We start from the raw sequence: 14,325 nt of genomic DNA on the forward strand, positions 1-14,325 counted from the left end.
CCCTGCGTGCCCCGAGGCCCGGGCGGGCCCTACGGGTGGACCAGCTCCCGGCCGTAGCGCGGCTTGCGGAGCACGGCGATGAAGGTCACCGCGACCCCGATCGCCGCCCAGACGGCGAGCACCAACAGCGGCACGGCGAGGTTGGCGGCGCCGAAGTAGGCGATCGAGCGGGCCGCGTCGGTGCCCGCGCCGTTGGGGATCCAGGCGCCGATGGCCCGCCAGAACGGCGGCATCATCGGCGGCGGGAAGACCCCGCCCGCGCTGGGGTTGCCGAGCACCACGAAGACCAGCACCGCGATCCCGATGCCGATGATGTCGAACAGGCACTCCAGCGCCATGGTGACCGCGCCGACCGCGAAGACCACCAGGGCGCCCAGGGCGGCCAGCCCCCAGAGCGAGCCGGGCAGCGCGTTCAGCACCGGCCCGACGATGACCGCGCCGCCGATGCCCGCCGCGACCGAGTACAGCGCCAGGCTGCCGAGCCGGATCAGCGCCCGGTTGGGGTTGGCGGGCAGCGCGCCGGCGCTGATGCCGAGGATCGAGGCGACCAGGTAGCCGCCGACGCACCAGCCGATCACCAGGTAGAAGGAGGAGAGCCCGTTGGTGTCGCCCTTGGCCAGCGGCACCACGTCCTGGACCTTGACCGTGCGGCCCTGGGACTTGTCCAGGGCGGTGACGATGGTCTCGGCGGCCCGGGCGGCGGCCGGTCCGCGGGCGTTGGCGACCAGCAGGGTGTCCTCGGTGCCGGTCGGGTCCACCACCAGCGCGGCGTAGATCTTCTCGTCCTTGATCCGCTCGGTGGCGGTCGCGGCGTCGGGCGCGGTGACGGCCCTCACGGCGTCGTCGGGCACCGCCTCCAGCGCCCCGACCAGCTTGGGGGAGACCTGGGGCGGCGCGACCACGGCGATCGACAGCTCGTGCGGGCTGGGGTCGTGCAGGGCGCCGACGTACGAGGTGATGAACCCGAGCTGGAGCAGCAGCACGGCGATCACCAGCAGTGCCGTGCGCGGGGTGACCGCGTCCTTCAGTTCGGCGACGAGTCCCTGCCGTGGGGCGGCCATCGACATCTCCTAACGTATGAGTGAAAAACGGATACTTCATATCATCAAGTAGTTGGTGGGCCGGGGACCCCGCGCCGGATTCCGGCCACGGCCGCTGCGGGATACTGGCGCGGTGAGTGCGGCAAGTGCGGCCGGTGCGCCCGGCGACGAGGAACCCCTGATGGCGGTGGAGCGCGAGGTCGCGCTGCTGTTCCGGCGCGGCCGGGCCCGGGTGGCGGAGATGTCCCGGCGGGTGCACCCCCGGCTGGAGGGCATGGCGTACAGCCTGCTCGCCTACGTCGAGCAGGCCGGACCGGTGCGGGTGACGGACGTCGGCGTGCACTTCGCGGTGGGCAAGGCCACGGTGAGCCGGCAGATCAGGGCGCTGGAGGAGCTGGGCCTGGTGGCCCGCGAGGCGGACCCGCAGGACCGGCGGGCCGCGCTGGTCTCGCTGACCGAGGACGGCCGGCGGCGCTTCCTGGAGGCGCGGGGTGCCCGGATGGCGCGGGTGCGCGAGGTGATGGGCGGCTGGCCCGAGGAGGACGTGGTGCGCTTCGCCGAGCTGCTGCACCGCTTCAACGACGTGGTCGGGGAGGGCGTAGGGGTCTGAGGCGCCGGGATTTTGCCGGAGCTTGAAGAAAGTTGCCTTAGACAACCATCGGCCTTATGGTTGCCCGAGGCAACGACTTCTCGCGCCCTGCCTCCGCACCCCGCCGAAGGACCCAGATGACCCTCACCGCACCCGCCGCGACCGGAGCCGCCCCAGCCGACGACCGACCCATGACGCACCGGCAGGTGATGGAGGCGCTGTCCGGCCTGCTGCTCGGCCTCTTCGTGGCCGTGCTCTCGTCGACCGTGGTCTCCAACGCGCTGCCGCACATCCTCACCGACCTGCACGGCGGGCAGTCCGCCTACACCTGGGTGATCACCGCGACGCTGCTCACCCTCACCGCCTCCACCCCGATCTGGGGCAAGCTCTCCGACCTCGCCAGCAAGAAGCTGCTGCTGCAGATCGCCCTGGTCATCTACATCGCCTCCTCGGCGCTGGCCGGACTCTCCCAGAACACCGGCGAGCTGATCGCCTGCCGCGCGCTCCAGGGCATCGGCGCCGGCGGCGTCACCGCACTGGCGCAGATCTGCCTGGCCGCGATGGTCCCGCCGCGCGAGCGCGGCCGCTACAGCGGCTACTTCGGCGCCGTCTTCGCCCTGGCCACCATCGGCGGTCCGCTGATCGGCGGCGTCATCGTGGACACCTCCTGGCTCGGCTGGCGCTGGTGCTTCTACATCGGCATCCCGTTCGCGCTGGCCGCGATCGCGGTGCTCCAGCGGACCCTCAAGCTGCCGGTGGTCAAGCGCAAGGTCAGGATCGACTACCTGGGCGCGCTGGTCGTCACCGGCGCCGTCAGCCTGCTGATGATCTGGATCACCCTGGCCGGCAAGAACTACGACTGGATCTCGTGGCAGACCGGGGCCATGGTCGGCGGCGGCCTGCTGCTGGGCGCCCTCGCCGTGGTGATCGAGAAGCGCGCCGCCGAGCCGATCATCCCGCCGAGCCTGTTCCGCCACCGCACCGTCGTCCTGGCCGCGCTCGCCAGCGTGCTGGTCGGCGTCGGGATGTACGGCGCCACCACCTTCCTCAGCCAGTACTTCCAGCTGGCCAAGGAGAAGTCCCCGACGATCGCCGGCCTGATGACCCTGCCGATGATCCTCGGCCTGGCCGTCTCCTCCACCGTGGCCGGCCGGCTGATCACCAAGTACGGCAAGTGGAAGGCGTACCTGGTCTCCGGCACCCTGATGCTGGCGATCGGCTTCGGCCTGCTGGGCACCGCCCGCGCCGACACCTCCTACGGGCTGCTCTCCGTCTACATGGCGGTCACCGGCATCGGCCTCGGTCTGACCATGCAGAACCTCGTCCTCGCGGTGCAGAACACGGTGCCCCGGGGCGAGCTCGGCGCGGCCAGCTCGGTGGTCACCTTCTTCCGCACCATGGGCGGCGCGATGGGCGTCTCCGCGCTCGGCGCCCTGATGAACAACAAGGTCTCCCACTACCTGGCGGAGAACCTGGCGGCCGCGCACATCCCGGCCTCCGGCGCCGGTGGCGGCGGCATCCCGGACCTGCACAAGCTGCCCGCCCCGGTCGTCCCCCTGGTGACGGACGCCTTCGGGCACGGCGTGGGCGTGGTCTTCCTGGTGGCGGCGCCGTTCGCCCTGATGGCCTTCGTGACCGTGCTGTTCATCCGGGAGACCGTGCTGCGCACCACGCAGCAGGACTGACCCGGAACACGCCGAAGGGCCGGGGAGCGGATCACCGCTCCCCGGCCCTTCGGCGTACGACCGCTACTTCCCGGCGATCAGGGTCAGCCCGTAGACCACGGCCGCCGCGCAGGCGGCGAAGCAGGTGTACGCGCCGGCCAGGGCCAGTCGGCCGCCGGCCGCGGCGCCCGACTCCGAGCCGCGGGCGGACTGGGAGGCCTCGCGGCGGGACAGGGCCAGGATGCCGAGGGCGAAGACGGCGACCACGGCGACGGTGATGCCGAAGCTGACGCCGGCGGTCTGGGCCAGGGCGTTCCACTTGATGTGCATGGTGTCGGTTCCTTGGTGGTCGGCGCTCAGGCCGCGACGGTGGTCGAGGCGGGGGTGGGGGTGGCGGAGACGGCGGCCGGGCCCACCTCGACCGGGGTGACGGCCTCGACCGGGGTGACGTCGTTGACGTTGTCCGCACCCACCGGCTGGCGGCGGGAGATGATCCACATCGCGCCCGAACCGGCCACCAGGGTGACGCCGACCAGCGCCACGCCCCAGCTGCCCTGCTCGGCGAGGAAGGCCGCGCCGCCGGCCACCGAGGCGGCGGCGGGCAGGGTCAGGCCCCAGGTGTAGACCATCCGGCGGACCAGACTCCAGCGCAGCTCGCCCTTCGGGCCGCCGAGGCCGGCGCCCATGATGCCGCCGGAGCAGACCTGGGTGGTGGAGAGGCCGAAGCCCATGTGCGAGGAGGTCAGGATGACCGTCGCGGCGGCCGACTCGGAGGAGAAGCCCTGCGGCGCCTTGATGTCCGCGAGGCCCTTGCCCATCGAGCGGATGATCCGCCAGCCGCCCATGTAGGTGCCGAGCGCGATGGCCGCGCCGGCCGAGATGATCACCCAGGTGGGGGGCAGCGCGCCCTTGGGCAGTGCGCCGACCGAGACCAGGGTCAGGGTGATGATGCCCATCGTCTTCTGGGCGTCGTTGGTGCCGTGCGCCAGCGAGATCAGCGAGGAGGAGAAGACCTGGCCGGTCTTGAAGCCCTTGGTGGCGGTCTCCTCGTTGGTCCGGCGGGTGATCGCGTACGCCAGCTTGGTGGCGCCCCAGGCGGCCAGGCCCGCGACCAGCGGGGAGGCGACGGCCGGGATCAGGATCTTGCTGACCACGGTGTCGAAGTTGACGCCGTTGACACCGACGCCCACCACGGTGGCGCCGATCAGGCCGCCGTACAGCGCGTGCGAGGAGCTGGACGGCAGGCCTCTCAGCCAGGTGAGCAGGTTCCACAGGATCGCGCCGACCAGTGCGGCGAAGATGATCTCGGGGTGGATGCCCGCCTTCTCGTTGACGATGCCGCCGGAGATGGTGGTGGCGACCTTCACGGACAGGAACGCGCCCGCGAAGTTGAGGACGGCCGCGATGGTGACCGCGACCTTGGGCCGAAGGGCTCCCGTCGCGATGGAGGTGGCCATCGCATTGGCGGTGTCGTGGAACCCGTTGGTGAAGTCGAAGGCGAGCGCCGTGATGATCACAACGGCCACCAGGAACGAGATGTGTTCCATACCCAAACAATCGTCGTAGTTGTCGCACTGACGTTGGTGTCGCTCGCGACGGTAGGGACGCTCGGTGAACGGAAGGTGAACTGGATCGGGATTCGTGGTTCCGGGAGTGTCGGAGGGGTTGCCGTAGGCTTTCCGCAAGGTGTCCTCACCCGTGCTGAGCTGGGCATTAGTGAAGAACGTCCCGGTTCGGGAGGGTTTGCTGAGACCTGTCTCACAGCCGAACCGGAGAATTCACCGACCCGTACGGGTGCGGTCTGTTTCCGGCGAGTAACCCATGGCAGGATCGACGGGGATCCGGGGAGCCCGGGGATCAGGCAGGGCGGGGAGGACACACCCATGGGCGGGGCTGCACAGCGTGCGGAGTCGGCGGGCATACGACCGTGGGTGCGGGCCGCCCTGCGTTGCGGAGCCGTGCTCGCGGCCGCCGCGCTCGCGCTGCCGCTGGCCGCCCAGGACGCGTACGCCGCTCCCGACCCGGGCACCACCCCGGGCATCAGCGCCCCGACCGCCTCTCCCGGCGCCGACCCGCTCGCCGAGGCCAAGGCCACCCTCGGCCCGCTGCTCGACCAGCTGCACGAGCTGTACAAGAACGCCGAGGCCGCCAGCGAGCAGTACAACGGCAGCGTCGCCAAGGTCGCCGAGCAGCAGGCCGCGCTCGCCGAGCTCAAGGCCCGTCTGGAGCGCCAGCAGAAGCAGGTGGACGCCGGCACCGACGTGGCCGCCCAGCTCGCCGCCGCCCAGTACCGCAACGGCGCCGCCTCCGCCTACGCCGAACTGCTGCTCTCCAAGGACCCGTACGAGGCGGTCACCATCGCCGAGCTGCTCGCCGCGGCCAGCCGCTCCCAGTCCGACTTCCTCGACCGGCTGAAGTCCGACCGCGAGGCCCTCACCGGACTGCAGAAGCAGAACGAGGAGGCGCTGAAGAACACCCAGGCGCTGGTCGCCCAGCAGGACGCCGCCAAGGCCAAGGTCGCCTCCGAGCTGACCGCCGTCGAGCAGATGGTCTCCTCGCTCACCGGCGCCCAGCGCGTCGAGCTGGAGAAGCTGGAGAAGGTCAAGGCCGACGAGGCCCAGCTCGCCTTCCTCGCCTCGGGCGCGCTCGGCCAGGGCGAGCGCACCCCGTCGCTGGCCGGCCGCGCCGCCGTCGCCTACGCGCTCGCGCAGCTGGGCAAGCCCTACGTGTGGGGCGGCGCCGGACCGGACGTGTTCGACTGCTCGGGCCTCACCTCGCAGGCCTGGTTGCACGCCGGCAAGCCCATCCCGCGGACCAGCCAGGAGCAGTGGGCCCGGCTCCAGCGCCTGCCGCTGAACCAGCTGCGCCCCGGGGACCTGGTCATCTACTACGAGGGCGCCACCCACGTCGCGCTGTACATCGGCGGCGGCCTGGTCGTGCAGGCGCCCCGGCCGGGCGCCTGGATCAAGGTGTCGCCGATCGGCTCGATGCCGATCCTCGGTGCCGTCCGCCCCGACCCGGAGACCGCTCCGGACGACCAGGGCGGCGCCTGGAAGGTGCCGGACCTCCCGGCGGGCTGGGACAGCGTCACGCCGATCGCGCCGAGCCCGGCCAACCAGGTCGCGGCCACCCCCGACCCCGGCACGCCGACCGCCCCCGGCACCCCGGCCCCGGGCACCCCCGCGCCGGGCACCCCGGCGCCCGGGACGGCCACGCCGACCGACCCGGGGACGGGCCAGCCGTCCACCACCACGCCCACGGGGACGCCGACCGGGACGCCCACGGGCACCCCGACGGGGACGCCGACCGGCACTCCGACCGGAACGCCCACGGGGACCCCGACCGGTACCCCGACGGGAACGCCCACCGGGACGCCCACGGGAACGCCGACCGGCACCCCGACCGGGACGGGCACGCCCGAGCCTGGTGCCTCGGTGCCGACCACCACGCCCACCGGGACGCCGGCCGGCACCGCGAGCGGCACGCCCGCGGGCACCGGCAGCGCCTCGGCCACCGCCCACGGCAGCGCCTCGGCCACGTCGCTGCCGTCCGGCCAGAACTAGGCGCAGGGCTTACGCCGGAGGGGCGGTGGACCGCGGTCCACCGCCCCTCCGGCGTTGTCGGCTCAGTGCTCCCCGGTGTCCGGCTCGAAGCGGATCACCACGGCCTTGGAGGTCGGGGTGTTGCTGATGTCGGCGGTGGAGTCCAGCGGCACCAGCACGTTGGTCTCCGGGTAGTACGCGGCCGCGCCGCCCCGGGCGACCGGGTAGTGGACCACCCTGAAGTGCGGCGCGCGGCGCTCCACGCCGTCCTTCCACTCGCCGACCAGGTCGACGTACTCCCCTTCGGCGAGGCCGAGTTCGGCGGCGTCGGCCGGGTTGACCAGCACCACCCGGCGGCCGCCGGTGATGCCCCGGTAGCGGTCGTCGAGGCCGTAGACGGTGGTGTTGTACTGGTCGTGCGAGCGCAGCGTCTGGAGCAGCAGCCGGCCGGCCGGCACCTCGGGCGCGGTGAGCGGGTTGACCGTGAAGTTGGCCCTGCCGGTCGCGGTGGGGAAGGTCCGGGAGTCCCGCGGCCCGTGCGGCAGGGTGAAGCCCCCGGGGCGGCGGACCCGGTCGTTGAAGTCGTCGAAGCCGGGCACGACCCGGGCGATCCGGTCCCGCAGCCCGTCGTAGTCGTCGGCGAACTCCTCCCACGGCACGCTGTCCTGCGGGCCGAGCGTGGCGCGGGCCAGCCGGCAGACGATCGCCACCTCGGAGAGCAGGCCCGGCGCGGGCGGGCGCAGACCGCCGCGCGAGGAGTGGACCTGGCCCATCGAGTCCTCGACGCTGACGAACTGGGCGCCCTTGGCGGTGACGTCCCGGTCGGTGCGGCCGAGGGTGGGCAGGATCAGGGCCCGGGCGCCGGTCACCACGTGCGAGCGGTTGAGCTTCGTGGAGACGTGCACGGTCAGCCGGCAGCGGCGCATCGCCGCCTCGGTGACCCCGGTGTCCGGGGTGGCCGCGACGAAGTTGCCGCCCATCGCGAAGAACACCCCCACCCGGCCGTCGCGCATCGCCCGGATGGTGTCCACCGCGTCCAGCCCGTGCTCGCGCGGCGGCTCGAAGCCGAACTCCCGGCCCAGCGCGTCCAGGAAGGCCGCCGAGGGGCGCTCGAAGATCCCCATCGTGCGGTCGCCCTGCACGTTGCTGTGCCCGCGCACCGGGCAGACCCCGGCGCCCGGGCGGCCGACGTTGCCGCGCAGCAGCAGGAAGTTGACCACCTCGCGGATGGTGGGCACGGAGTGCTTGTGCTGGGTGAGGCCCATCGCCCAGCAGACGATGATCTTCTTCGAGGAGAGCACCAGCCGGCCCAGCTCCTCGATCTGCTCCCAGGGCAGACCGGTGGCGGCGAGCACCTCGGCGCGGTCGGTCGTCCGGGCCTCGGCGGCGAACTCCTCGAAGCCGTGGCAGTGCTCCTCGACGAAGGCCCGGTCCACGCCGCCGTCCTGCTTCAGGACCAGCTGGTTGAGCGCGCGGAACAGCGCGAGGTCGCCGCCGAGCCGGATCTGCAGGAAGAGGTCGGTCAGCTTGGTGCCGTGGCCGACCAGGCCGCGGGCGTTCTGCGGGTTCTTGAACCGCTCCAGACCGGCCTCCGGCAGCGGGTTCACGCTGACGATGGTGGCGCCCGCGCGCTTGGCCCGCTCCAGGGCGGAGAGCATCCGCGGGTGGTTGGTGCCCGGGTTCTGGCCGGCCACGATGATCAGGTCGGCCTGGTAGAGGTCCTTCAGGCTGACGCTGCCCTTGCCGATGCCGAGCGTCTCGGTGAGGGCCGAGCCGGACGACTCGTGGCACATGTTGGAGCAGTCCGGCAGGTTGTTGGTGCCCAGCCGGCGGGCGAACAGCTGGTAGGCGAAGGCGGCCTCGTTGCTGGTCCGGCCGGAGGTGTAGAAGGCGGCGCCGTCGGGGGTGTCGAGGGCGCGCAGTTCCTCGGCGACGATGTCGAAGGCGGCGTCCCAGGAGACCGGGACGTAGTGGGTGGCGCCCTCGTCCAGCAGCATCGGCTGGGTGAGGCGGCCCTGCTGGCCGAGCCAGTAGCCGGAGCGCCCGGCGAGCTCGGCCACCGGGTGGGCGGCGAAGAACTCGGCGGTGATCCGGCGCTCGGTGGCCTCCTCGGCGACGGCCTTGGCGCCGTTCTCGCAGAACTCGGCGGCGTGCGTCTTCCCCGGCTCCGGCCACGCGCAGCCGGGGCAGTCGAAGCCGTCCGGCTGGTTGACCTTGCGCAGGGTGGCGAGGGTGCGGCGGGCGCCCATCTGTTCGGCGGCCATGCGCAGGCTGTGGCCGACCGCGGGCAGCCCGGCCGCCGCGTGCTGGGGCGCGGACACCCGGGGGGCGTCCTGCGCCGGGTCGCTCTGCGGGGCCTGCTTGGCCATGACTGCGCTCCTCGGCTCGTCATCCGTCCGGTCCGCCGCGCCGTCGCGGTGGCCCGACCCCCATCCTTCCACCCGGCCTGGTCATCCGGACCATCCCCACCACCGGCGCCGGTCGGGCCGGCCGGGCGTCGATAGAGTGTGACCGCTTCGAGAGGCAGGGGTGGGGCGCGTGAGAGTCGGAGATGTCCTCGACGGCCGGTACGAGCTGGTGGAGCGGCTCGGCCAGGGCGGCTTCGGGGTGGTGTGGCGGGCCCTCGACACCCGGATGCGGCGCCAGGTGGCGGTCAAGGTCATCGGGCACCACGGGGGCGACCAGCAGAAGGCGGCGCTGCGGTTCGTCCGGGAGGCGTGCGCGGCCGGGAACCTGTCGCACCCGAACATCGTCACCGTGCACGACCTGGGGGAGGCCGAGCTCGGCGGTCAGCCGGTCACCTTCCTGGTGATGGAGCTGCTCACCGGCCGCACCCTGACCGAGGTGCTGCGGGCCGGTCCGCCCGACCCGGCGCAGAGCCTGGGCTGGGGGCGGCAGATCTGCGCCGCGCTGGCCGCCGCCCACGACGCGGGCATGGTGCACCGCGACATCAAGCCCGACAACATCATGGTCACCGAGGCCGGGGTGCTGAAGGTGCTGGACTTCGGCATCGCCCAGCTGGACACCGGCGCGGGCGGGCTCACCACCACCGGGACGGTGATCGGGAGCCCGGCGTACATGGCGCCCGAGCGGTGGACCGGCGGCCGGGTCGACGGGCGGGCGGACCTCTACGCCTTCGGCTGCGTGCTGGTCGAACTCTGCACCGGGGCCAGGCCGTTCGGCGGGGAGTCGACGCCGGTGCTGATGTACAAGCACCTCAACGAGCCGCCGCCGGCGCTGGACCCGGCGCAGTTCGGGCTGCCGGCGGGGGTGGCGGAGCTGGTCGCCGAGCTGCTCGCCAAGGACCCGCAGGACCGGCCGGCCGACGCCCGGGCGGTCGAGCGGAGGCTGGCCGGGCTGGCGGAGCCGCGCGCGGCGGCGGAGCCGGCCGAGACGGCGGCGCCGACCCCGACCGTGCTGGACCGGCCGGCGCCGCCGGTGACAGCAGTGCCGCCGGTGACATCCGCGCCGCCGGTGATGGCTGAGGCGCCGGTGGTGCCAGCGCCGCCCTCGGTGCCGCCCGCACCGACGGCGCCGCCCGTCGTTCCCGCTGTTCCCGTCGTTCCCGGTGTGTCCGCCGCGCCGCCGGCCGCGGCCGCGCCGGTGCTGTCGCCGCTCACCACGCCCCCGGTCACCGCGCCGCCCGCCGCCGGGTCCGACGACGTCCGGGCGGCCCTGCGCGAGCGCCGGAGCGCCGCCTACCGGGCGCCGACCGCCGGGGAGTCCGCCATCCAGCTGCAGGCGGTGGCCCGGGACGCGCTCGCCGCCCTCGGCGGCACCGACCGGGACACCCTGTGCGCCTGGCGCGACTTCGCCTGGTACCTCAGCAAGGCGGGCGACCTCGACGGCGCGATCCGGCTGCTCGGCACGCTGGTGGAGGACATGCGCACGGCGCTCGGCGCGACCGACGACGACACCCTGGGCGCCCGCTACCACCTGGCCTGGTGCATCGGGGAGAGCGGCGAGAGCGTCACCGCGATCCGGCAGCTGTCCCAGCTGCTGCCCGATCTGCACGCGGCCTGGGGCGGCCACGACAGCCGGGTCCTGAAGGCCCGGCACGACCTGGCGGTGCACGCCGCCAACCGGGGCGACCTGGACGGCGCGGTCCTCCAGCTGCGCACCCTCCTGCCGGACCTCGCCCGGGCGCTGGGGGAGCAGCACCCCAGCACCGTCCAGGCCTGGCACGACCTGGCCGGCTACCAGCAGCGCCTCGCCGCGCCGGGCCGCCGGGCCCGCGGCGGCGCGCCCCGCGCGGGCCGGCGGCCGAGGATGAGCCCGATCGAGGCCGTGGTGCTGGTCCGGCGGCTGCTGGCCTGGGAGTTCGCCACCGACCGGGAGGCCGACGCCTGTGTGAGCGCGCTGGAGCGCGGGACCGGCATCAAGGGGGTCGGGGACTGGATCCTCTCCGCCCCGGACCACGTCACGGCCGAGGACCTGGTCGCGGAGATCTTCGGACCGTAGGGCCCAGCCCAGCTCAGCCCAGCTCAGCCGGGCCGGTCAGAGCGCCCCGGCCACGCAGTCCGCCAGGGCGGCCGCCCCCTCCCCGGCCAGGGCGCGCAGCAGCGCGCGGGCGGCGGCGTCGTTCTGCCGGAAGCCGGGCGAGTTGGTGCGCGGCCGCGCGAAGGCGGCGGCCGCCCGCAGACTGGTGTGCGGGCCGAGGGCGGTGCGGCGCGGGTGCGGGGCGCCGTCCAGGGCCGGGTCCAGGACGCGGCTGTCGCCGGGCGTGATGGTGAGCAGCCCCGAGCGGTGGGTGTACTCCCCGTCCTCGACGACCTCCTCCACGATCCGCCCGGCGCGGTGCAGTTCGCGCAGCACGGGGTCGTGGGTGCGGGCCAGCGCGTGCTTGGGCAGGTACGCCTCGACCAGCGCGGTGGCGGTGACGCTGTGCCCGGGCACGGTGGCGCCGGACGCCCGCCAGGTGCCGGTGGCCTCGTCCTGTTCGACCCGGATCCCGGCGCCGAGGAAGCGCACCACGCCCGCCTCGGAGAGGGCGAGCAGCTGGCGCAGCCGGAAGCCGGGCGGGCCGGAGGCGAGGTAGCTGAAGTATCCGAAGAACCACTCGTCGACCTCCTGGCCCACCGAGCGGGCGGTGAGCCGGCCGGAGGCGAGGACGCGGGGCAGCTGGCCGAAGAGCGAGAGCAGGGCGAGGAAGGCGCCGAGGTCGGCGCTGTGGGCGGGGTCGGCGCGCCGCTCGGCGTCCCGGGTGACGTAGTCGCGCAGGTGGTGCTGGAGCTCCTCGGCCGAGCCGAGTTCGACGCCGGCGAGCGGGAAGTCGAGGCGTTCGAAGTCCAGCCGGTCGGCCGGGTCGGGGACGGCCTCGGCGATCAGCCGGCCGAGTTCGGGGGCGTACCAGTCGTACCGGTCGTACGCGGCGAGGAACGCGGGCCAGGGCAGGGTGGTGCGCTCGGGGTGGGCGTGGAAGAGCTCGTGGTAGTGGCCGAAGCCGATGTCCTTGGCCATCAACGGCCAGAAGTCGCGCCGCAGTTCGAGCGGTCCGGAGCGGGCGAGGACGGTGTCGACGGCGGCGGCGTCGAAGTACCGGGGGAGCGGCGCGGGCGGGCCCTGGAGGCGGTAGCCGGTCTTGGAGTGGTACGGCACCCCGCGCCGGGAGCCGACGTGGATCACCGGCTCCCGCCCGGAGGGGCGGTAGGCCAGGCCGTCGGGGGTCTCCTCGAAGCGTCCGCCGCGGCCCTCGGTGAGCAGCGACAGCAGGTCGACGAAGGCCAGTCCGAAGCCGCGCAGGACGAGGTGCTCGCCCGGGGCGACGCCGGCGAGCTCGGCGTCGGCGTCGGCGGAGAAGGCGGGCGGGAGGTGGAAGCGGCCGTGCCGGGCGGCGAAGGCGGCGTCGGCGGCGTACCGGGGGTCGGGTGCGGAGTCGAGGTGGCCGAGGGTGAGGGCGACGTGGTCGGCGGTGAGCACCCGGTCGCCGAGGTGGACCGACTGGGGGCCGTCGGCGGGCCCGTCGATCCGCCGGACGGTGTCGCGGTGCACGGTGACGGTGATGTGCGGCGGCAGGTCGGCGACGGCGCGGCGGAACACCCAGTCCAGGTAGGCGCTCTGGGCCCGGCGGGTGGGGAAGTCGGTGGGTGCCAGGGAGTCCAGCTCGGCCCGGACCGCCGGGTCGGGTATCTCCCGGTACGGTGCGAACTCCGTGCTGCGGGCGGCCCATTCGGCCAGCGAGGGGCCCGGGCGGACCGGTCCGTCGATGGTCGACCGCTCGTCGGTGAACATCGTGACGTCCTCGGCCATCGAGTTCATCCGCAGCAGCGGGGACTGGTCGTAGCGCCAGATCCGGCCGGCGCCGGGCGGGTACGGGTCGACCAGGTGGATGTGCAACGGCCTTTCGGGGGGCAGCAGTTCGGCCGCGTTGGCGGCGATCCGCTCCAGCAGTCCGGTGCCCCGCGGCCCGGCTCCGACGATCACCAGAGTGGTCAACGCTTCCCCCCGGTGCGCGGATCGGCGTCGGCGGCGGCGCGCAGCCGGCGGTAGCCGGCCAGGGCCTTCTGCAGCGGGGTGGGCGGCAGGCCCTCCCGGGTGGCGCCCTTGGCGTAGTGCCGCTCGACGTAGTACTGGCCGATGGACAGGACCGTGGTGACGGCGATGTACCAGAGGGTGGCGACCATCAGCATCGGGATGACCTGGTAGGTCTGGAGGTACACCAGCTGCACCGAGTAGAGCAGGTCGGAGACGGCCAGCACGCTGATGATGCTGGTGCCCTTGAGCGCGCTGATCAGCATGTTGCCGGCGGTCGGCACGATCGAGCGCATCGCCTGCGGCACGACGATCCGGCGCAGCACCCGCCACCGGCCCAGTCCGAGGGCCGAGGCGGCCTCCAGCTGGCCGCGGTCGACCGAGAGGATGCCGCCGCGCACCACCTCGGCGGCGTAGGCGGCCTCCAGCAGGGTGAGGCCGATGACGGCGGTGAGGGTGGGGCCGATCAGGTTGACGGTCCTGACGCTGACGAACTCGGGGCCGAACGGGATGCCGAGGCCGAGGGTCGGGTAGAGCGCGCCGATGTTGAAGAAGAAGAGCAGCTGCACCAGCGCCGGGGTGGAGCGGAAGATCCAGATGTAGATCCAGCTCAGGGTGCGCAGCACCGGGTTGGCGGAGAGCCGCATGGTGGCGAGCACGGTGCCGAGCACGAAGCCGAGGACGAGGGTGACGGCGGTCAGCCAGAGGGTGAGGGTGAGGCCGTTCAGGACGGAGGCGGAGGTGAACCAGTCGGCCACCACGTCCCACTGGAAGGCCTTGTTGCGGATCACCGAGTTGGCGGCCATCGCGAACAGCAGCAGGGCGAGGGTGGCGGAGACCCACTGGCCGGGGCGGCGGCGGGCGACGATGCGGGCGTCGGCCGCCGCGGCTTCGGGGGCCGGGGGCCGGACGGCGGCGAGGGCGGGGGAGGGGAGGACGTCCTGCGGGGTGGCCATGCGGAGGGCTCCAGGCGGGGAGGTGCGGGCGGGCGGGAGGTACGGGGGTGGTCACGTACGGCC

10 protein-coding genes are annotated in these 14,325 nt (G+C 73.6%); 4 read left to right on the forward strand and 6 right to left on the reverse strand.

Annotation, left to right across the window (positions count from 1 at the left end; genetic code table 11):
* Window positions 1-29 precede the first annotated feature (29 nt).
* Window positions 30-1,061 carry a DUF3533 domain-containing protein gene (locus ACFVVX_RS14250; RefSeq protein ID WP_387945106.1) on the reverse strand — a complete coding sequence of 344 codons (1,032 nt, stop codon included), beginning with the start codon at window positions 1,059-1,061 and terminating at the stop codon, window positions 30-32.
* 112 nt (window positions 1,062-1,173) lie between these two features.
* On the opposite strand from ACFVVX_RS14250, the gene ACFVVX_RS14255 reads away from it, so the two are divergent.
* Together ACFVVX_RS14255 and ACFVVX_RS14260 are read left to right on the forward strand one after the other, a co-directional pair.
* Window positions 1,174-1,650 (forward strand): MarR family winged helix-turn-helix transcriptional regulator, encoded by a 477-nt coding sequence (locus tag ACFVVX_RS14255; protein ID WP_387945108.1) that lies wholly within the window; start codon window positions 1,174-1,176, stop codon window positions 1,648-1,650.
* Between the two features lie 116 nt (window positions 1,651-1,766).
* Complete coding sequence (locus tag ACFVVX_RS14260) at window positions 1,767-3,314, forward strand: MDR family MFS transporter (protein WP_387945110.1); 1,548 nt, start codon at window positions 1,767-1,769, stop codon at window positions 3,312-3,314.
* 63 nt (window positions 3,315-3,377) lie between these two features.
* On the opposite strand, the gene ACFVVX_RS14265 is transcribed toward ACFVVX_RS14260, so the two are convergent.
* Together ACFVVX_RS14265 and ACFVVX_RS14270 are read right to left on the reverse strand one after the other, a co-directional pair.
* Window positions 3,378-3,623, reverse strand: coding sequence for a hypothetical protein (locus tag ACFVVX_RS14265; protein ID WP_387945112.1), 246 nt, complete (start codon window positions 3,621-3,623; stop codon window positions 3,378-3,380).
* 26 nt (window positions 3,624-3,649) lie between these two features.
* Window positions 3,650-4,840, reverse strand: a complete 1,191-nt coding sequence (locus ACFVVX_RS14270) for an anion permease (RefSeq protein ID WP_387945114.1) — start codon at window positions 4,838-4,840, stop codon at window positions 3,650-3,652.
* A 336-nt stretch (window positions 4,841-5,176) separates the two neighbouring features.
* Between ACFVVX_RS14270 and ACFVVX_RS14275 the strand changes: the two genes are divergently transcribed.
* Complete coding sequence (locus ACFVVX_RS14275; protein WP_387945116.1) at window positions 5,177-6,856, forward strand: NlpC/P60 family protein; 1,680 nt, start codon at window positions 5,177-5,179, stop codon at window positions 6,854-6,856.
* Window positions 6,857-6,918: 62 nt separating this feature from the next.
* On the opposite strand, the gene ACFVVX_RS14280 is transcribed toward ACFVVX_RS14275, so the two are convergent.
* Window positions 6,919-9,204: an FdhF/YdeP family oxidoreductase gene (locus ACFVVX_RS14280; RefSeq protein WP_387945118.1), complete on the reverse strand. Its 2,286-nt coding sequence runs from the start codon at window positions 9,202-9,204 to the stop codon at window positions 6,919-6,921.
* 169 nt (window positions 9,205-9,373) lie between these two features.
* On the opposite strand from ACFVVX_RS14280, the gene ACFVVX_RS14285 reads away from it, so the two are divergent.
* On the forward strand, window positions 9,374-11,296 hold the full coding sequence (locus ACFVVX_RS14285; RefSeq protein WP_387945120.1) for a protein kinase: 1,923 nt from the start codon (window positions 9,374-9,376) through the stop codon (window positions 11,294-11,296).
* A gap of 36 nt (window positions 11,297-11,332) precedes the next feature.
* On the opposite strand, the gene ACFVVX_RS14290 is transcribed toward ACFVVX_RS14285, so the two are convergent.
* Together ACFVVX_RS14290 and ACFVVX_RS14295 are read right to left on the reverse strand one after the other, a co-directional pair.
* Window positions 11,333-13,270, reverse strand: coding sequence for an FAD/NAD(P)-binding protein (locus ACFVVX_RS14290; RefSeq protein WP_387945122.1), 1,938 nt, complete (start codon window positions 13,268-13,270; stop codon window positions 11,333-11,335).
* Entirely contained in the window at window positions 13,267-14,262 is a 996-nt protein-coding gene (locus ACFVVX_RS14295; RefSeq protein ID WP_387945124.1) for an amino acid ABC transporter permease, read from the reverse strand. Before ACFVVX_RS14295 ends, ACFVVX_RS14290 begins: the two co-directional genes overlap by 4 nt.
* Window positions 14,263-14,325: the final 63 nt, after the last annotated feature.

Source organism: Kitasatospora sp. NPDC058170, assembly GCF_042883905.1.
Classification (GTDB): Bacteria; Actinomycetota; Actinomycetes; order Streptomycetales; family Streptomycetaceae; genus Kitasatospora.